18 protein-coding genes are annotated in these 17,462 nt (G+C 39.4%); 10 read left to right on the top strand and 8 right to left on the bottom strand.

The features are described from left to right. The first annotated feature begins 298 nt into the window (after positions 1-298). Entirely contained in the window at positions 299-682 is a 384-nt protein-coding gene (locus GSQ84_RS21375) for a hypothetical protein (RefSeq protein WP_158799413.1), read from the top strand. Positions 683-898: 216 nt separating this feature from the next. After that, on the top strand, positions 899-1,327 hold the full coding sequence (locus tag GSQ84_RS21370) for a hypothetical protein (protein ID WP_158799412.1): 429 nt from the start codon (positions 899-901) through the stop codon (positions 1,325-1,327). Between the two features lie 220 nt (positions 1,328-1,547). On the opposite strand, the gene GSQ84_RS21365 is transcribed toward GSQ84_RS21370, so the two are convergent. After that, positions 1,548-2,291: an SDR family oxidoreductase gene (locus GSQ84_RS21365; RefSeq protein WP_158799411.1), complete on the bottom strand. Its 744-nt coding sequence runs from the start codon at positions 2,289-2,291 to the stop codon at positions 1,548-1,550. A gap of 93 nt (positions 2,292-2,384) precedes the next feature. Here GSQ84_RS21365 and GSQ84_RS21360 point away from each other — a divergent pair, with 93 nt between their 5' ends. Further along, positions 2,385-2,831, top strand: a complete 447-nt coding sequence (locus GSQ84_RS21360) for a helix-turn-helix domain-containing protein (RefSeq protein WP_158799410.1) — start codon at positions 2,385-2,387, stop codon at positions 2,829-2,831. Between the two features lie 395 nt (positions 2,832-3,226). Here GSQ84_RS21360 and GSQ84_RS21355 read toward each other — a convergent pair whose 3' ends face one another. After that, complete coding sequence (locus GSQ84_RS21355; RefSeq protein ID WP_158799409.1) at positions 3,227-3,982, bottom strand: SDR family NAD(P)-dependent oxidoreductase; 756 nt, start codon at positions 3,980-3,982, stop codon at positions 3,227-3,229. 140 nt (positions 3,983-4,122) lie between these two features. Between GSQ84_RS21355 and GSQ84_RS21350 the strand changes: the two genes are divergently transcribed. Beyond that, a complete protein-coding gene (locus tag GSQ84_RS21350; RefSeq protein ID WP_158799408.1) occupies positions 4,123-4,473 on the top strand; it encodes a helix-turn-helix domain-containing protein in 351 nt (116 codons plus the stop codon). A 66-nt stretch (positions 4,474-4,539) separates the two neighbouring features. Here the strand turns inward: GSQ84_RS21350 and GSQ84_RS21345 are convergent, their stop codons facing one another. Further along, a complete protein-coding gene (locus GSQ84_RS21345) occupies positions 4,540-5,694 on the bottom strand; it encodes a Gfo/Idh/MocA family protein (protein ID WP_158799407.1) in 1,155 nt (384 codons plus the stop codon). Between the two features lie 307 nt (positions 5,695-6,001). Here GSQ84_RS21345 and GSQ84_RS21340 point away from each other — a divergent pair, with 307 nt between their 5' ends. The 3 genes from GSQ84_RS21340 (at position 6,002) to GSQ84_RS21330 (ending at position 9,735) form a co-directional block, all read left to right on the top strand. After that, positions 6,002-6,961 carry an AraC family transcriptional regulator gene (locus GSQ84_RS21340; protein WP_158799406.1) on the top strand — a complete coding sequence of 320 codons (960 nt, stop codon included), beginning with the start codon at positions 6,002-6,004 and terminating at the stop codon, positions 6,959-6,961. A gap of 90 nt (positions 6,962-7,051) precedes the next feature. After that, entirely contained in the window at positions 7,052-8,245 is a 1,194-nt protein-coding gene (locus tag GSQ84_RS21335) for an MFS transporter (RefSeq protein WP_158799405.1), read from the top strand. 257 nt (positions 8,246-8,502) lie between these two features. Then, positions 8,503-9,735 (top strand): alpha/beta hydrolase-fold protein, encoded by a 1,233-nt coding sequence (locus GSQ84_RS21330; protein WP_158799404.1) that lies wholly within the window; start codon positions 8,503-8,505, stop codon positions 9,733-9,735. An 80-nt stretch (positions 9,736-9,815) separates the two neighbouring features. Here the strand turns inward: GSQ84_RS21330 and GSQ84_RS21325 are convergent, their stop codons facing one another. Genes GSQ84_RS21325 through GSQ84_RS21315 form a run of 3 tightly spaced genes read right to left on the bottom strand, consistent with a single transcriptional unit; the run spans position 9,816 to position 12,956 of the window. Beyond that, positions 9,816-10,955, bottom strand: a complete 1,140-nt coding sequence (locus tag GSQ84_RS21325; protein WP_158799403.1) for an alpha/beta fold hydrolase — start codon at positions 10,953-10,955, stop codon at positions 9,816-9,818. 23 nt (positions 10,956-10,978) lie between these two features. Beyond that, positions 10,979-12,388, bottom strand: coding sequence for an MFS transporter (locus GSQ84_RS21320; protein WP_158799402.1), 1,410 nt, complete (start codon positions 12,386-12,388; stop codon positions 10,979-10,981). 1 nt (position 12,389) lies between these two features. Further along, positions 12,390-12,956 carry a TetR/AcrR family transcriptional regulator gene (locus GSQ84_RS21315; RefSeq protein WP_158799401.1) on the bottom strand — a complete coding sequence of 189 codons (567 nt, stop codon included), beginning with the start codon at positions 12,954-12,956 and terminating at the stop codon, positions 12,390-12,392. Positions 12,957-13,148: 192 nt separating this feature from the next. On the opposite strand from GSQ84_RS21315, the gene GSQ84_RS21310 reads away from it, so the two are divergent. Continuing rightward, positions 13,149-13,418, top strand: a complete 270-nt coding sequence (locus tag GSQ84_RS21310; RefSeq protein ID WP_158799400.1) for a hypothetical protein — start codon at positions 13,149-13,151, stop codon at positions 13,416-13,418. Positions 13,419-13,599: 181 nt separating this feature from the next. Here GSQ84_RS21310 and GSQ84_RS21305 read toward each other — a convergent pair whose 3' ends face one another. After that, positions 13,600-14,049 carry a GNAT family N-acetyltransferase gene (locus tag GSQ84_RS21305; protein WP_158799399.1) on the bottom strand — a complete coding sequence of 150 codons (450 nt, stop codon included), beginning with the start codon at positions 14,047-14,049 and terminating at the stop codon, positions 13,600-13,602. Between the two features lie 390 nt (positions 14,050-14,439). On the opposite strand from GSQ84_RS21305, the gene GSQ84_RS21300 reads away from it, so the two are divergent. Further along, entirely contained in the window at positions 14,440-15,444 is a 1,005-nt protein-coding gene (locus tag GSQ84_RS21300; protein ID WP_158799398.1) for a hypothetical protein, read from the top strand. Between the two features lie 75 nt (positions 15,445-15,519). On the opposite strand, the gene GSQ84_RS21295 is transcribed toward GSQ84_RS21300, so the two are convergent. Then, positions 15,520-16,842 (bottom strand): amidohydrolase, encoded by a 1,323-nt coding sequence (locus GSQ84_RS21295; protein ID WP_158799397.1) that lies wholly within the window; start codon positions 16,840-16,842, stop codon positions 15,520-15,522. Positions 16,843-17,107: 265 nt separating this feature from the next. Between GSQ84_RS21295 and GSQ84_RS21290 the strand changes: the two genes are divergently transcribed. After that, positions 17,108-17,425: an ORF6N domain-containing protein gene (locus GSQ84_RS21290; protein WP_216849010.1), complete on the top strand. Its 318-nt coding sequence runs from the start codon at positions 17,108-17,110 to the stop codon at positions 17,423-17,425. Positions 17,426-17,462 lie beyond the last annotated feature (37 nt).

Raw genomic sequence — 17,462 nt, 5'->3', positions numbered from 1 at the left:
CTTCCAGTTACCTGTAAACGATGCAAATAGCAGTTCAAGTAGAACTTCTATATATATAATAATCTTAGATTATAAATATATAAATTAAATGCCATTTGTAATAAATGAACAAAATAAAGTGCTAATTTTTAATTCTCATGAAAAACGTTATTACAATAACCTTTTGCTTGAATTCCTTAATTGCATTTAGACAAAGTAAATGGAGTTTATATTAAAGATTTAAAAACCGGATGTAAGGTGTGGGATGAAAGGCATAGTATTTGCTTATCAAATTCTTTTAAACTTAAAATTATTTCATATGAAAAAGATCATTTTACTTTTCGTATTGCTTTGTACTGCTTTTTTTTCAAAAGCAGATCAACTCCAGGCTTTAACACAAGCACAAGCTGAGGCTGCTGTTACATACCTTAAAAAAGAACCTATTATTATTTTGTGGTGCAGTTGTTGCGATAATGAAACACCTAAAAAAATCACCGTCAACGAAGTGTTTTACAAAAAAGATAGTGATGGAAAGTATTATTCGGTAATATTAAAGGGTAAGGATGAAAGTGGGAAGGAAGTTGAAGAATATTTAGACCTTGCTTATGTATTTGTGAAAAAAGGTAAAAAAGCGCGAAGCTTGGGTAAGGTATTAAAATTTGAATGCGACCCTTGTACAAAACCATTTGACTGGCAGGTTTAGGTTATAATAATACCTTTGAGTTCGTAAAAGTATATAAGAAATGCTTTAATCAAAACTGAGATAATTATACGCAGCAACAAAGCCACTTTTTACAGTACGTTATATTTTCAGGCTTCAAATGAATACTGGATAAATACAGCTATCTAAAACAGCACTGCACTTGCTCCCATCTATCATTCCTCATCTAATCCAAACTATGGCTAAACCCAATTTGCTATGGAAAAAGCTAAGAAGCTAAACGATTCGATTAAACAAGCTACAATCTCATTAGCTGCTAACGTGAAAAACACCCAACTTCAACTTGATAACATGCAAAGAAGAGTTGATGTTGCCAAAAAGAGTATTAATACAGTTTTAGATGGTTCAATAGGGACAAAATTACCGATAAAATCAAGTCAAGTGCTAACCGATATTAAATCGACACTTAATCAAATATATAATATAAATATTGCTGCGTCTAACGACTTTAAAAATCCAGTATCTGCAGCATCGCTTTCTAAGGATCTGGCTACAGCTAAGAGTAAAGAACGAGAAGGTTTTCAGGACTTAGTTGATGGCAATTTTAAGGGAGCAGCCCTTGCATTTCAGAGTGCAGAAGATGCTTATAATGGCTATCATTGGGTGTATGAACTGCGCGATTGTTAAAAAATTTAAACAGCATTGGAGTACCTAATCGAAGAGATAAAAACGCAGCAATATCAGTTATCGTTTCGAACTACTCAAAAGGTGCTCCAACCGACCTAATTGATAAATTAAAACAATTAGACGGAGGATATCATCCATCGATATTTAAATTTATACTCAAGAACTGGAGAAAGCGACAAATGCCGCTTCCTTTTATCCAGTATAATAGAATTTAGCCTTTTTATTTTAATGCGTAGGTATGGTAACCACCATCAACTGCAATTTCTGCACCTGAAATATAGCTTGCGGCATCAGAGGCTAGGAACAACACTGTTTTTGCAATCTCATCGGGATCGCCAAGCCTTTGCAATGCGGTAGAACCAGCCAAATGAGCTTCTGCTCCTGCAGGCATTACATTAATTAAAGCCGGTGTTTTAATAGGCCCCGGACTAATGATGTTTACGCGGATTTTTCTTCCTGCTAGCTCGTTAGCAGCAATTTGAGCAATTTTATTCAGTGCACCCTTAGTTGCAGAATATATACTTGCTCCCAAATTTGCAGCTGTTGCCACAGCTGATGAAGTGAATATTACTGCTGCCCCATCGGCCAGATAAGGAATCAATTTTTGCAATGTGAAAAAATGCCCCTTTACATTGGTATTGAATTGTGCGTCAAAATTTGCTTCGGTAACTTTTTCTATGGGCTCAAATATTCCCACTCCCGCATTCAGGAAAAGGACATCTATTGTGTTTCCAGTACCTGCAATCGCTTTTTCCAGAATCTCAATTTCTGCAAGTTTCGAAGTGTCTGATACCACAGTATTCAACTTCGGGTTGTTTATTTCTGCGCTTGCGTTTTGTAGATTGTCGGCATTTCTTCCTGTAATCCAAACGTTTGCCCCTGCACCGATAAATGCTTTTGCTGTTGCTAATCCTATTCCTGTTGTGCCGCCTATGATAACGACGTTTTTATTTGTGAATTCCATAATTAAATTTTAACTATTTTTGTGATCTGTTTTATGAACTACAAATGTATCAAATAGTAGTTCTAAAAACAAACTACTTTTAAGTATGACATTATGAAAACAATCGAGAGAAGATCACCGTGCCCAATTAATTATTCTGTAGAAATTTTCGGTGATAAATGGATGCTGTTACTCTTGCGGGATATAATTTTTGAGGGTAAAAATTCCTTCCTGGAATTTCGGGCATCGGCCGAGAAAATATCTTCGGCTGTACTTACCGAAAAGCTGAACATGCTTTTAAATGAAGGGATAGTTACCAAAGTAACCTCCCCAAAAAACGCCTCGAAATTCCTTTACCTGCTAACTGAAAAGGGTATCGAACTAGTGCCCTTAATGGTGGAGTTTCTTGACTGGGGCTCCAGGCACAATCCCCACGGCGGCCCCAAATCATTCCTTGACCAAATTAAACAGAATAAAAAGAAAGCGATTATTGAACTACAAGAAAAATTAAAAAGCCAGCGTCATTCCTATTTAGAAAACCCAGTAAAACCTTTCTTATAAGGTTTCCAAGATGGATTTACCATGACATTGAATTACCTGGACGAATTATTGGCTACATTATCAAGAGAATGATTTATGTTTTTAAAACTTTTGTCAAAGCCAAAAAACCGGTTAAGGGGTCAATTTGCATATTAACAAGATAGTTTCAGGTAAAAGATGGAATTTTGATTTTTAGGATCGTGATAAGATTTTATCATGTCAATTAGGTTTTGTCCTTTGTTTTAAATCCGTTATTTTCTTGCAATTATCAATGAAGGTGTTCGATATTTGTTCCATATGATGCACAAGAAAAGTATAATAACTATAAAAAAGCTTGCAAATCGATGATTGCAAGCTTTTTTGTTTATCAGGCAGCTCAGAGGAATAATAAAATTCCCCGGAAAACTCCTGAACTGTTAATGGCGGAACCCGCCAGAAACATCTATGCTGGCACCTGTTACCCAATAAGCTTCATCTGAAGCTAAAAAGGTGATTACAGATGCAATGTCCTGCGGCTGGCCCATTCTGCCTAAGGGTGAAGTTGCTTTAATCTGTTCTTCAAAACCTGTTCCCATAACTAAGCCTGTGTTATGAATACCTTCAGTTTCAGTGGCCCCGGGGTTAACCAGGTTCACGCGGATTCTTTTAGGCCCCAATTCCCTTGAGAGCGTTGAGGTCAAAGATGCTACAGCTGATTTCGATGCTGCGTATATACTCCCTCCGGCAGCCGCATTATGAATAACTACTGACCCTACATTGATGATCACCCCTCCCTTCTCTGCAAATGATTTTACAGCCTCCTGGTTAGTTAATACCGTTCCCAGTACATTGGCATTAAAATGCCAGTGAAACATATCTTCTGTGACCTCTGTAAAGGGTTCATATTTATATACCCCGGCGTTGTTGATTAATATGTCAAGATGCCCGAATTCTTGGAGGGCCAACTTAAATAGCTGTTCAACGTCTATTTTTTTCGAAATATCAGCTTTTACAGCTATTGCCGTGCCTCCATTACTTTTTATCTTTTCTACAACTTTATTTGCGTCTTCGGCACTTGACACATAATTGACAACCACCTTTGCGCCTTCAGAAGCGAGCGAAACTGCCGTCGCAGCCCCTATACCCTTAGATGCCCCCGTAACGATTGCTACTTTTCCATGTAATCTTATCATACTTTATTTATTTATCGAGCAAAAGTATTGGCAATGGTCTAACCATACAAAAAGTCAGGCACATACTATTTAGTTCGTGCTACACATCAACCCGGATGTTTTATCTTCGTATAATAAATTGAAAGAACCCTAATTACCCGATGAGAAAAATACAATCAACAAATTATGAACACCAGGAAGCGTTAGCTGTCGATTGTGGCCTGACTTATGCCATGTTACTCCTTTCGGGCAGATGGAAAATCAATATTTTATGGATGATAAAAAATGGTGTGAACAGGTATGGCCTGCTTAAGTCTAAAATCGCGGGTATCTCCGAAAAGATGTTAACAGAGCGTTTAAAAGAACTTGAAAATATAGGCCTTATTAACAGACTGGATTTTCAAACGATACCTCCGCATGTGGAATACTCTTTAAGTGAGGCGGGATTATTGTTGTCACCTATCCTGGAAGCTCTCACCGAATGGGGCGATCAAGTTAGACCTATACGCTAAGTGAGCCGGGATTATTGTTGTCACCTATCTTGGAAGTTCTCACCGAATGGGGCGATCAGGTTAAACCTATATGATAATATTATGGCCAGTCTGTGCTGCCTCATAAATGGCCGCGATAATAGTCAAATCTTTTAACCCTTCTTCTCCGGTAATGTGTTTAGGAAGTGGCTTGTTTTCCAGAATTACACTACAAATGCCATCGAGCTGTGTTTGCTGCTGATTGATAACCGGAAAGTTAATTTCCCCGTTAGATGTTTTTCCTTTAAAAGGGCCAAAGCTCAATGCAGGGCTTAATTCAAAAGAGCCTTCATCGGCGGATGCATAAAACCTATCCGCATTAAACCCCACTGAAGTGTTACAGCTGGCCATTGCCCCGCTGGGGAAATGCATTTGCCAGGAAATACTTTCTTCTACCTGGGCAAAACGTTTAGCGTCATTCACGTGTCCAAACTGTGCGGTCACGGCTACGGGCTCTTCGCCCAAAACATAGCGGCTGGCCTGTATGCAGTAAATGCCCAGATCCATCAACGGGCCACCACCAGAAAGTTTTTGGTTGAGTCTCCATTCGGCATGGCCGCTAAAGTCTACTGATTGTGCAGGTTTGGTCATATCATATGTCTTATAGCCAAGGGCCGCTTCTATATATCTCACTTGGCCAAAAACTTTATCCTGTCCCAGCCTTTTAATTTCGAGGTGTGTTGGCTCATAATGCAGGCGATATCCAACAGCGAGCTGTACACTTGCATCGTTACAGGCTTTTATCATCTCTCTGCAATCCTGTGGAGAAGTTGCCATTGGCTTCTCTGTAATAACATGTTTACCCGCCTTTGCCGCTCGTATAGTAAACTCTTTGTGCATACCGTTAGGCAGGGTTATATACACTAGGTCGATATTCTTGTTGTTGATAATGTCATCAAAATTAGTGTAGTTATATATATTCTTTTCAGGGATATTGTATTTGGTTTTCCAAGCCTGAGCCTTTGACAATGTCCCTGTTACAATACCCGATAAAGAGCAATATTGTGTACTTTGAAGTCCGTTGGCAATGGCTTCTGCATAGTTGCCCAAGCCGCATATTGCCACGTTAAGCTTTTTGCCGTAATATAAGAGCGGCGATTCATTTAGCGGAACCATAAATGAAGGGATTGTGCTTATAACGGCTGCCGACCCGACACCTATACTGAATTTATTTACAAACGACCTGCGCGATATATTTTTCATAATCTTTGTTCTAGTTTATAGTTATAAGTAGAGATTAATGGTAATATGTTACAAGACAAGAAATATAAATTTCTGACTTTGTAGCTGTTGGAGGAGATCAACAATATCATATTGCAGAATAGAATCAATCGCGAACGAAATTTAAGATTTAAATTTATTATTTGATGTCCTGGTTGTATTTTATACATCAAACTACAAAAAAGATTGCAAATCAAACGATTGCATATTTCTTGTATTCAACTTGCGAAACATATCAAATCATAGCAGGGATTTTTGCTTAAATTTGAAATAGATTTTTAGATCATGCATGGCAAAGAAAAATATACAAGCTTACATTCCCTGGCTTGATAAAATCAGTGACTTCTTCGACACCTTCAGGATCGGGAAGGCAGAGAATAATTTCTTTACCATTATGCGGATGGAAGACCAGGCAAAAGGCAAATTGTTGTTCATGCCGCTCTTTCGTGGAAATTTTTTCCGGCTCGTCATTTGCAAAACACCAGGGCTTCGGCTCCTGTTGCCCGAAGAAACCGTCAGTACTTCCTCAAACTGTATCTATTTTACCTATCCGGGCAAAATAGAAAGTTGGCAACGTGTGGAAGCCATATACGGCTACCTTGTTTGTTTTACACCTGAATTTGCGGGAATAGATCCTCTGAAACCCATGTTTGAAAAAGACTTCCCCTTTTTCATGAACGGGGCCAATTCAATTTTGAGATTGTCGCAGGAAGATATGGATACCATAGGGCATACAGCCGAAACACTGCTCAGCGAAATGAAATCCGGTCATGCCGATAATTTTGAAATGATACAATCTTTGTTAAAGGTGCTGCTTATTCACATTCGTCGCCTGTACCATAAAGATAAAGAGGCAAAAACAGATTTTCAGTTAAAGCAGGCATCCTTGATGATCAGGTTCAGAAAAGTGTTGAATACTTATGCTGTCGGTGCCCCAGACAAAGGAAAAGAACGAAAGCCAACTGTAAGAAATATTGCAGGTGAACTACACCTCACACCCAGTCATTTGAACTTCCTCGTCAAAAAATATACCGGGCACACCGCTTTATACCATATCAATGAAAAGATAGTACTGGAGGCAAAAAGCTTGTTGACACATACGGGCCTACAGGTATCGGAAATAGCTGATTTGCTGCAATTCAACGAAGCAGCTTACTTCAACCGGTTCTTTAAAAAAATGACCGGCATTACGCCCACAGCCTACCGCGATGATGCCCTTCAGCTCATGCGGCGACCTCTTGATAGCTAAAATCGATAAAAAGTCCAATCATTGCCTGAATAGGTATAAGCCATATTCTTTTCATGTTCCAGAAATTTGGAATGTTAAACAAAGAAAAGAATGAGCGACTTAAATAAAAGCGGCCGAACGGCTGCACAAGTATCCATGCTGCCAGTCTATATCCTATCACTGGCTACTTTTATTATCTTTTTCCAGGGCTTTATGGTGGCACCGCTGCTGCCCATGCTTTCCGAACAGTTCGGCACTACTGTCCGGCACGTCAGTTTTATCGAACCCGCCTACTTGCTCGGGTATGGGCTGTTCACATTGGTGTATGCACCGCTTAGCGACCGCGTCGGCAGGTTCCGAATTGTTGCTTTTTGCCTCGTTATGTTTTCCTTGTTTACACTGTTGACAGCTTTTGTAAACGGAATCAACCAGATGATTTTCCTAAGATTATTGACAGGCATCGGTGCTGCCGGTATCGCCCCTACTACCATTAGTTGGATCAGTGATACCTATCCCTACGAAAAACGAGGCCACGCTCTGGGAATCTTCTTTGGCAACATGGCAGGTGGTACGGCGTTCGGGTCCAGCGCCGGGGCATTAATTACTTCTGTAATAGGCTGGCAATGGCTTTTTGTAGGGGTCGCAAGTATAGGGCTGGTCATTTTTGCCCTGATATTGATACAGCAAAAGAACATCTTCGGAAAAAAGGAAACTGTGGTAAAAACCAGGGATAATATTTTGCTGTCTTTCCTTAGTATCTTGTCGACCGGAAGGGCAAGGCGTACCTATTTTTATGTATTGTTCAACGGTATGTTCCATGGTGGAATTTTTGCCTGGCTGGCTTATTTCTTCTATAAGAATTATGGATTGAACGAATTTCAGATCGGTCTTGCCTTGTTAGGTTATGGTATTCCAGGGCTATTTTTAGGGCCATTGTTGGGCAAGCTCGCCGACCGCTATGGAAGAAACAAGATCATACCTTTAGGCCTGTTCCTGGGGGCAGTCACCGTGCTGCTGCTAAGCCAGAATTTCAGTCTTGCCGCTTCCTGTGTTTTGGTGGCATTCCTGTCTTTTGGATTTGATTTATCCCATCCCTTGTTTGCTGCTATCGTCACCACATTCAGTTCCAAAAAAGGCGCTGCTACAGGGCTTTTCGCTTTTTTTCTTTTCTCAGGTTATGGCCTTGGAAGCCTGGGATTGAGCCTGATTGTCAATATCGGTCTGGAAAGTTCATTCCAGCTATTTGGCGCTGGTCTTTTGGTTGCAGCGGTTTGTTCGATATTTGTTTTCAGGAAAGAGAAGTAATAACAAAGTATTCCACAATTGGATCAGGAAAAATTTTAATGCGAAAAATGGACAAGAAAATAACTAAAGTTTATTATTATTTCCATCTATGTTACAATATTTCCAATGAAAATTTAGTATCTTCGTTTTAATAAAGCAACAACTGGACTGATCTTCAATTTCCGATTAAATATTCAAATCCGAAAAGGAGTACTCAAAATAATCATTTCCTAATATTTAGGAGAAAGATATGAATAACAGCAAACCATACTTCTTCAATGAAAAAATTAATTCTTTTAGTTTTTACTGCATTTTTCTCACTATGTGCCCTGGCTCAAAAGGACAATAAAGTGACCATCGGAACAATTGATAGCATCCAATCAAAAATTCTGAATGAACAAAGAAAAATTTGGGTATATGTACCTAATAGTTGGACCGCTGATTCTAAACAAAGATATCCTGTAGTATATTTATTGGATGGTGATGACCATTTTAATTCAGTAGTAAGTATGATTCAGTACCTCAGTCAGGCAGGCGGTAATACTATTTGCCCCGAGATGATTGTAGTTGGCATTCCAAACACGGACAGAATAAGAGACCTGACACCAACACATGTAAATGCTGCCCCACCCTATACCGACAGTTTAATGTTAAAGACAACAGGGGGTGGCGAACGTTTTGTTTCATTTATTGAAAAGGAATTGATACCGCGTATTGATTCCCTATATCCAACGCAACCTTACAAAATATTAACCGGACACTCATTTGGAGGCCTGACAGTGATGAACGTTGCAATAAACCATACAAAATTGTTCAACTCCTACATTTGTATAGACCCAAGCATGTGGTGGGATCAAATGAATTTGTTAAATACAACAAAGAAGGCCCTAAGAGAAAAGAACTTTTCGGGTACCACTTTGTATTTAGGAATTGCAAATACCTTGAGGGAGGGCATGGATATAACTAATGTCCGGAGCGATACATCTAAAGGTACCAGGCATATCCGTGCAATTCTTAATTTGGATCAATATATTAAAGAGGAAAAGCAAAACGGGTTAAGGTATGAAAGTAAATATTATAGCAATGATGACCACGGATCCGTATCCTTAATCACAGAATATGATGCATTGCGTTTCATTTTTGACAGGTATCGTTTTAAACTTTCCCCTAAAGACTATACAGATTCGACAGTAGACGTAGCAAATAAATTCGTAAAACATTATCAGGAAGTATCAAAACTGTTGAGTTATAAGATTTCCCCACCTGAAGATATAGTAAACAACCTGGGGTGTGATTTTTTGGAGCAAAAGCAATACGCCAAAGCTCAGGGATTATTTAAAATAAATGTTGCCAATTACCCTGAAAGTTATAATGTCCAGGATTCTTATGGCGACTATTTCCTGGCAATGGGCGATAAATCAAAAGCAATTGAATATTTCAAAAAGGCTTTGGCGATAAAAGAAAATGCAGTATCCCGGAAGAAATTAAATGCATTATTGTCAGAGAAATAAACGTTATATTATCCATAATAATTGGACATGGTCGCCTGATCATTGGCGACCCTAAATCAAAAAAATGCAGCTTATTTATGTTATTTTAGTCCATTCAATTTAATCCATGAGCGTATGGTCTCAGTAAGCTCGCTTTTACGTTCCAAAGGCAGCCAGTGCCCTGAAGGCTGGTCGATTATGGTAAGATTTGAACAGGCGTTTCGCATAGGATCTCCGACCCTGCTCAGATTGATATTGGAAAAAGGTTCATATTCGTCATTGACAAATAAAACGGGCTGGCTCAGCTTACCTTTGTTAACCGGGGTGTTGGCGTAGGCAATGTTGGCTTCATCGTTCAGATAATATGAATTGCATGGACGGAATCCTGTTTTTTTGAATGCTGTAACCAGCGTGTCAAAGTCAGGTTGCGGCCATAACGTATAATCGGGATCCATGGCAGGTGCCCGGTGTGCGGCACCATAACGCCCGCCATTAACGGTCACCTCTGCTGATGGGGACAGTTTTCCAACTGAGGCAGGGATGCCTTTCCTGTAGATAGATGAAAGTGTTGCCTGTATATCAACCTCCATATCGCTTAAGGCCTGATCAAAATGGGTCAGGTAAAAACGCCAGTAGTCCCATTGCCCGTCCGGATATTTATCGGCAGGATAAAGGGTTCGGTCAAGCAGCGGTATCAAATTTGGCAATGCCCAGCCATTTGGCAAATAAGGTACAGATATAAGCACTACCCCGCGGCTGATCTTTGGGTAATGTGCGGCAATGGATCCTGCTACAGGGCTTCCCCAATCGTGCCCAACCCAAATAGCAGCTTTTCCGCCCAGGTGAGCATGGAGCTCTGCCATATCATCAACGATTTCCTGAATAGCGTAAGCTTCCTTTGCTGCGGGCACCGATGAATCACCATAACCACGCAGATCAGGTGCAATGCATCGCCATCCTTCTGCCGCAAAAGTTTCCATTTGTGCACGCCAAATTAGGGCGATCTCCGGCCAGCCGTGCAGGAAGATCATCAACGGGCCATCGCTTGGTCCGGCTTCCCAGTAATGCGTTGTAATGCGCTTGGACGTAAATAAATGCGAAGTTAATACCGGTACTTTTCCAAATGTATACGGTGTTTGATTATCGTGATGAGCTGTATTTGCCCCAAAACTTAATTTGCTTACCAGCAGGCCCGCTCCAACGGCAGCTCCGGCTTTAATGAAATTCCTTCTTGATGTCATGGTGATATCGTTTAATTTTTTTTTTAATCCACGGCCAGCGGGACATTTTGATTGACGGCTTTTCCATCGGGCAATAGGTATAACATCAGGGCTACCATTACAATACAAACCAGTATCGCCGTAATCCCTGCACTAAAAGCGATTTGCCAGCCTTGTTTTGAAAAGTAAAAGAATATACCGCCGATTATACTCACGCCCAATGCAGATGCGGTCTGCTGGAAAGTGGAATATACACCCGCTGCCGCACCGGCAAATTCAGGTGGTACACTCTTTAACACAATATTTAACAGGGATGGCAGCACCAGTCCGTTCCCCAGGTTCCAGACGCACATCAGTGAAATAATTAACCAGGTACTTGCCCCGGGTTTCCAAAGTTCCATTTGCAGGATAAAAGCCAGACCCATCAAAAACACGCCAGCCTGCAACACCCGCTTGCCGAATTGTATGATCAATTTAGAGGCTACAATAGATGAAATCGCGAACAGGATACCGGGTAAAATAAAATATAAACCGGTGTGCAAGGCCGATATACCCAGGCCATTTTGCAGGTAGACTGCACTCACCAGCAAATAAGAGGTATGCAGCATAAAATGAAACAGCACCGCAAGTAAGCCGATATTAAAATCTTTTATTTTAAATAACCGCATATCCATCAGTGGATTTCTTTTTTCTGCAAGTTTCTTCTTTTGATCATAAATAAAATAAGCAAATACGCCAAACGATAATAATAACAATCCAATACTCCATAATGGCCAACCAGCTTCACGCCCTTGTGTTAAGGGATAAATCAAACAAAACAGGGCCAGTGTTAAAATCAATATCCCCGCATAGTCAAACTTGCCGTTTTGTTGCGGCTTAGTTTCCGTTACATAGCGGTGCGTAGCCCACAAGGTGACGATACCTATCGGCAGGTTGATAAAAAATATCAATCGCCAGCCTTCAATGACCCAATGGGTATCGGAGAAATAACCACCTAATACCTGCCCGGTAATTGCTGCAATGCCGAGTGTAATGCCAAACAGGCTGATCGCTTTTGCCCGTTCTTTCGGGTCAGTAAAAAGCACCTGTATAAATGCAATGGTTTGTGGTACCATAAATGCGGCACTAACACCCTGAAAAAACCTGGTGATATTTAATTGAAGCGGGGTAGCCGACAAACCACATAAACAGGACGCGATGGTAAAACAAAGCATTCCCCAAAAAAACACTTTTTTGCGTCCGAAATGATCGCCTGCCCTGCCGCCGGTAATTAGAAAAGCTGCATAACCGAGGAGATAACCTGCAATCACGAGTTGAACTTGTGCATCTGTGGCATGTACACCTTTCTTAATAGCCGGAATGGCGATGTTAATAATGAATACGTCAATTACCGAAAGCAGCGGTGCGGATAATACGATAATCAATTCCAGCCATTTATTTTTAATTTCTTTCATTTCAAATCAGTTTTTGAATAATTGATTTGGCCGATTGTAAATCATCTGCCTGTTTAAATACGGAGGCTGCTACAATACCCCCATCCAGCATCATGAATATCAACTCGGTCAATTCTTTGTCTGTTAAAAGCTTTTGATGTCCAGAATTAACTACTAGCATTGATATATAATCCCGGAGGTGCTGTTTTGCCTTTTGTATCTCTGCTAATACCCGTTCATCGCTCATACCAGCTTCGTCATTCGCTTTAATAAAACGACAGCCACCAAACCCATTCTGTAATTGGCGTTCACGATGATAGTCGAATAGCGTGAGTAATTTCTCTTTAGGGTCGGCTACTTTGTCGACATCGGCTTCAAGTTTATCAAACCAACGCTCATGTATGCGCTGCAAATAGGCCACTAACAGATCAGTCTTTGATCCGAAATGTTTATACAAAGATGCTTTGGCAATGTCAGCCTCTTCAATTACCTGGTTGATTCCTGTAATATTGTAGCCCTGTTCAAAAAACAGTCTCTCTGCTGTATCCAGAATTTTATCAACTACTACTTGTCCTCTTTGCTTGATCATATAGCAAAGGTACACATTAAATAGACAGATCTGTATATTTAATGCAATTAATAATCATATATGCCCTCGCCCTGCTGCAGGGAGACTGCTATTGTAATTTCAATAATAAAAGTAATATCAGTAGATTTGCCGCCCAATAAGCAAATAGCACTTAAGGCGCTGAATACTGTAGACAATCACAAAAAAATATAAATGGAAAAGAACGATTTTGCATCCATCTGGCTGGCTGAAAGCGGAAACCCCGCTATAGAGGAATTAACACAGTTGAATCTCGACGTTGCCAGTAAAACCTCAAAAACATTAGCCGCTAAAAATCTTTCAGCAAATGAACTTGCTGTCTCTCTTGACATCAATCCAGACGAAATCAATAGATGGCTGATGGGCAGACATTCTTTCAGTGTAAAGATTATTAATGAAATTTTAGACACGATGGCGGCTTATTCTGCAAAGTCAATTAGTTAAATATTTCGCATGTATGCCCGCATGATCACACAGAAAGCTTCATGAAATTGAGGCTTTCTGTTTTAAACAAATTTGTATTTATTTAGATTCCGGATGCTGCCGGATTAGCCATTTTGATAACTTATCTCTGAGGATGTTGTAAACAGATTAAACTTGATGTTCAAAAAATGGAACATCAAGTTTAATGGAAACTTTTAAGTTGCCAATCCTCAATTGTCATCTCAAATTTAACTTCTTTTAAACCGTTTTGGCCAACTTCTTTCCAACCCAGTTTACGATAAAAACCTAGTGCCCTGGTATTAAATCCCGTTCCCAACCATATTTTTTCATGAGTTTGTTTAAAATACCAGTCCATCATTAAATCATGAAGATATTTACCAATCCCCAAACCTTCATCTTCGGGTCTTACAAACAAGGCCCAAACATTTCCTTCCTTCAAATCAACGATAGCAAACCCAGCGATCTCTTTATTCATCAATTCACAAACCCATCCTTTACCTCTCACAGTGATGTACTCTTTACAGTCATCATCTGTAACCTGATTTGGGTTTGATAACCTATTCTCTTTCACAGCATTTCTAACAAGCTGTATGTTCTTTTTATCAGAAATCAAAGCCTCCCGGTAAATCATACTCGTAAATTATTCAGCAAATTAGAAATAAAATCATGTTTTTAAATTTGATAGACTGATTATTTGATTGCTATCACCTATAAAAGTATTTGATAAAGATACCAGCAGATTCATAGAGATACCTCAAAGAAAATCGAAACTTCTTGCATTTAAATAAAGTTGTCTTTTTTTAAACTTGATGACTAAATGCATTTAAAACCGAAGAGAAAAATGAAGAAAAGACTCAATAACGTTGTTCTTAAAGAATCTTCGGAACTATACACAACAAATATGCTTGATAATGAAAGTTTTAACACAGGTCTTTTTCGCTCCGATATAAAAAAACCCAGGCTTTTTACTAAAATGCTGCACACATAAAATGTTGTCAATAAAGTGGTATTTTTAAAAATTATGATGAAGACATTATTTTTGGTTTTTTTTTCAGCCGCTTTTTCTAATTTCGGTTTCGCACAACAGAATTACGCGCCTGCATCGCCTTTACCTGTTAAGAATTTAGCCATATTTGGCAGAGGCTTATATCCGGGCAATGATACAACCTATCGGTTATTGAAACACAGCGGGTTTACTACTTTGCTGTTATCCAGCTTCTATATTCACGCAGATGGAGACCTGTATTCCGGTGATTCTCATCAACCCATTATTCATAACGGCAAATGGGTTGGAGATCCTTCTTATGTGAGAAGGGTGCTTGATCTCAAAAAAAAATCTTCTATATCCCGTATTGAAATCCTATTAGAAGGACGCTGGTATGGGCAGCCGCCAAACACATTTGATTTTATTCGCGACTGGTATGACCCATCTAAGACGGTGCCAGGAATTGTGACCGGAATTGGTAAACAGAGTACGTTATACAATATCTGCAAAGTATTAAAAGAAGTGCTGAACGCCGATGCGTTTTGTATTGATGACGAGTCTGTGTATGACAGCCCTTCTATTATTGCGATGGGCAAGATTGCGGCAAGTCTAAATATGCATATGACATTATGCCCATTTAAAGGATATACTTATTGGGGCGAAATTCTTAAATCATCCAACGTAAACGTTGTAGACGCCTTGTATTTACAATGTTATGATGGTGGGATAAAGAACGAAATAAAAGACTGGGTACAAGCACTTAAAACAAAGCAGCCTATATATCCAATATTTATGGTACGTGGTTCATTTAACACATGCGACAGTTATAAAGGAAGTAAATCAGCAACAGAGATAGAGACCCAGCTGAAAGAATTTAAGAGAGATTATCCTGAAATAACTGGCGCAGCGATATGGCAGATGGAGGATTTGAAAAATTTTGTAAAGATGGGATGTGCTGTGAAGGAACCGACGTCGGGAACTGCGAAAACTGTAGCCGATTTTTTGAGTCAGTTGAACAAAACGTTGAAAAGCGGATTGTAGTAAACACCAGTCCTTCCCATTTTAAATAACCTGCCATTAAATTCAAATTTCGAGTGTTTATTGACATCTATCCCATTATCCGAAAACTACATTTCCATTATGAATGAGTGAGCTAACAGGTGACACTCTTGAAACCGCTTCTGCTGAGCAGCTGGCATCCATCAGTACCACATTGGCCAGATCCCCTGCTTTTGGCCACTGCCTGTTTCCTTTATCATCCAACGGAATGATATTCCCGGTCGCCAATTTTAAAATTCTGGAAAGATCATACTCCGTGCGGTATCCATAGATTTGTGCAGCAACATTGGCTTTTTGTAAAATACTACCTGTTCCAAAAGTACTCCAGTGATCAACAATACAATCGTTACCGGCGATTACTTCTACACCATGTTTGTATAAAGCTGGCAGAGGCATAGGATTTCCAGACAATGGGATGGTAGATGCAATGCCAATTTTTGCCGCACCAAGCCGCTCTGCTATTTCATCTGTTTTATTGATATCAAGATATCTAAGTGCAAAGGCATGGCTAAGGTAGGTCTTGCCCTTTAATACCGGGTTTTCATTTACCTTATCAATCAGATATTCAATGGTTTTTAGTCCGGAATCACCCGGTTCATGCAGGTGGATATCTATACCTTTTCCCTGATCCAGCGCCAGTTGAACTACAAAATCCATTGGTTTTTCTATGCTGCCGTCAATTGACGTTGGATCTAGTCCGCCGATAAAGTCTACGCCCATTCGTGCTGCTTCTTTCATCAAACCTTCAGTTTTGGTATAAAAGATTCCGTGCTGAGGAAAAGCTACCAATTGAGCTTGAAAAGATGATTGTTTATTTACAAGGGCTGCTTCTAAGTGTTTTAATGAATTTAAACCAGAGGTAGGTTCTATATTGACATGTGATCTTGCATAGCTAGTGCCATACGACTGCAGTAAGCCTATCAATTTTTCCGAACGGACTGTAGATGTCTTTAACAGTTCCGGGATCACTTGCTGTTCGTAAGCGATCATATCTTTTACCGTTTTGTTTTTTTTCAGGTGTGCCTGCCAGGGAAGTCCATAAAAGGTTTTATCCAGGTGGATATGCATATCCTTAAAAGCAGGGAGCATTAATAATCCTTTGGCGTCTATTGCCTTTGCATGTATATCGTTTGGTAAAACTTGCTTAATTTTTCCTTCTTCAATCTCTATGGTGAAAAGCTCTGTTTTTGTTTGGATAACCTCACCCTGATCATAAACAAAGCCGGTTTCCAGTCTCACATTTTTCAGTCGCAATGTTTTGCCTGCATAGTTTTCTGTTACTTTTTCTTCTGCAGCAGCCGTAGAAAGTATACACGTACTGGCAAGTAAAATAGATGAGTTCCTGATAAAGTCTTTTCTTGAAATTGGTTCTGTTGCCATTGCTGAATTTATTTGTTACAAAGAAAGCATTTCCAGACTTGTTTTTAGGGTTGTATTTATCAAAAAAATTGTACTATTTACAACTTTTTTGATTTTATCCTTATTATTTGAGAATATAATTAGCAAATCTTTAGAGAGATACTACCACAATAACTCCTTTTACATCCAAATACCACATTATTTAAAAAATGGCTAACACTTATTCATAGAATAGAAATAAATTTAAGGTTTCATTTTCTAACAATTTCTTAAATTATTTTTTAACATGGATGACTTAGCAAAAAGCATATTAATTCCCGCGGAAATAGTAATGAATAAAATATTCCTGATCCGGGGTATGAAGGTGATGCTGGATAAAGATCTTGCAGAATTATACCAGGTGCAAACGCGTAATCTGAATCAGGCGGTAAATAGAAACTTGAAACGATTTCCTGAAGAAGACTTTATGTTTCAGCTGACAGATGATGAGTTCAAAAACTTGATGTTCCAAAATGGAACATCAAGTTGGGGCGGTACCCGTAAGCTACCTTACGTATTTACAGAATTATGTAAAGCTTTACATAAATCAGTTTATGTAAGCTAAAAGATTATGTAAAGTACTGCCTGGATACAGCGATAAG

The sequence above is a fragment of the Pedobacter sp. L105 genome, from assembly GCF_009765875.1.
Classification (GTDB): Bacteria; Bacteroidota; Bacteroidia; order Sphingobacteriales; family Sphingobacteriaceae; genus Pedobacter.
This window is presented reverse-complemented; position numbering and strand designations above follow the sequence as displayed.

What these genes read in the sequence shown, in the direction of transcription:
- GSQ84_RS21375 (WP_158799413.1), top strand. Translation starts at nt 299, where the DNA reads ATGAAAAAGATCATTTTACTTTTCGTATTGCTTTGTACTGCTTTTTTT.
- GSQ84_RS21370 (WP_158799412.1), top strand. Translation starts at nt 899, where the DNA reads ATGGAAAAAGCTAAGAAGCTAAACGATTCGATTAAACAAGCTACAATC.
- GSQ84_RS21365 (WP_158799411.1), bottom strand. Translation starts at nt 2,291, where the DNA reads ATGGAATTCACAAATAAAAACGTCGTTATCATAGGCGGCACAACAGGA.
- GSQ84_RS21360 (WP_158799410.1), top strand. Translation starts at nt 2,385, where the DNA reads ATGAAAACAATCGAGAGAAGATCACCGTGCCCAATTAATTATTCTGTA.
- GSQ84_RS21355 (WP_158799409.1), bottom strand. Translation starts at nt 3,982, where the DNA reads ATGATAAGATTACATGGAAAAGTAGCAATCGTTACGGGGGCATCTAAG.
- GSQ84_RS21350 (WP_158799408.1), top strand. Translation starts at nt 4,123, where the DNA reads ATGAGAAAAATACAATCAACAAATTATGAACACCAGGAAGCGTTAGCT.
- GSQ84_RS21345 (WP_158799407.1), bottom strand. Translation starts at nt 5,694, where the DNA reads ATGAAAAATATATCGCGCAGGTCGTTTGTAAATAAATTCAGTATAGGT.
- GSQ84_RS21340 (WP_158799406.1), top strand. Translation starts at nt 6,002, where the DNA reads ATGGCAAAGAAAAATATACAAGCTTACATTCCCTGGCTTGATAAAATC.
- GSQ84_RS21335 (WP_158799405.1), top strand. Translation starts at nt 7,052, where the DNA reads ATGAGCGACTTAAATAAAAGCGGCCGAACGGCTGCACAAGTATCCATG.
- GSQ84_RS21330 (WP_158799404.1), top strand. Translation starts at nt 8,503, where the DNA reads ATGAAAAAATTAATTCTTTTAGTTTTTACTGCATTTTTCTCACTATGT.
- GSQ84_RS21325 (WP_158799403.1), bottom strand. Translation starts at nt 10,955, where the DNA reads ATGACATCAAGAAGGAATTTCATTAAAGCCGGAGCTGCCGTTGGAGCG.
- GSQ84_RS21320 (WP_158799402.1), bottom strand. Translation starts at nt 12,388, where the DNA reads ATGAAAGAAATTAAAAATAAATGGCTGGAATTGATTATCGTATTATCC.
- GSQ84_RS21315 (WP_158799401.1), bottom strand. Translation starts at nt 12,956, where the DNA reads ATGATCAAGCAAAGAGGACAAGTAGTAGTTGATAAAATTCTGGATACA.
- GSQ84_RS21310 (WP_158799400.1), top strand. Translation starts at nt 13,149, where the DNA reads ATGGAAAAGAACGATTTTGCATCCATCTGGCTGGCTGAAAGCGGAAAC.
- GSQ84_RS21305 (WP_158799399.1), bottom strand. Translation starts at nt 14,049, where the DNA reads ATGATTTACCGGGAGGCTTTGATTTCTGATAAAAAGAACATACAGCTT.
- GSQ84_RS21300 (WP_158799398.1), top strand. Translation starts at nt 14,440, where the DNA reads ATGATGAAGACATTATTTTTGGTTTTTTTTTCAGCCGCTTTTTCTAAT.
- GSQ84_RS21295 (WP_158799397.1), bottom strand. Translation starts at nt 16,842, where the DNA reads ATGGCAACAGAACCAATTTCAAGAAAAGACTTTATCAGGAACTCATCT.
- GSQ84_RS21290 (WP_216849010.1), top strand. Translation starts at nt 17,108, where the DNA reads ATGGATGACTTAGCAAAAAGCATATTAATTCCCGCGGAAATAGTAATG.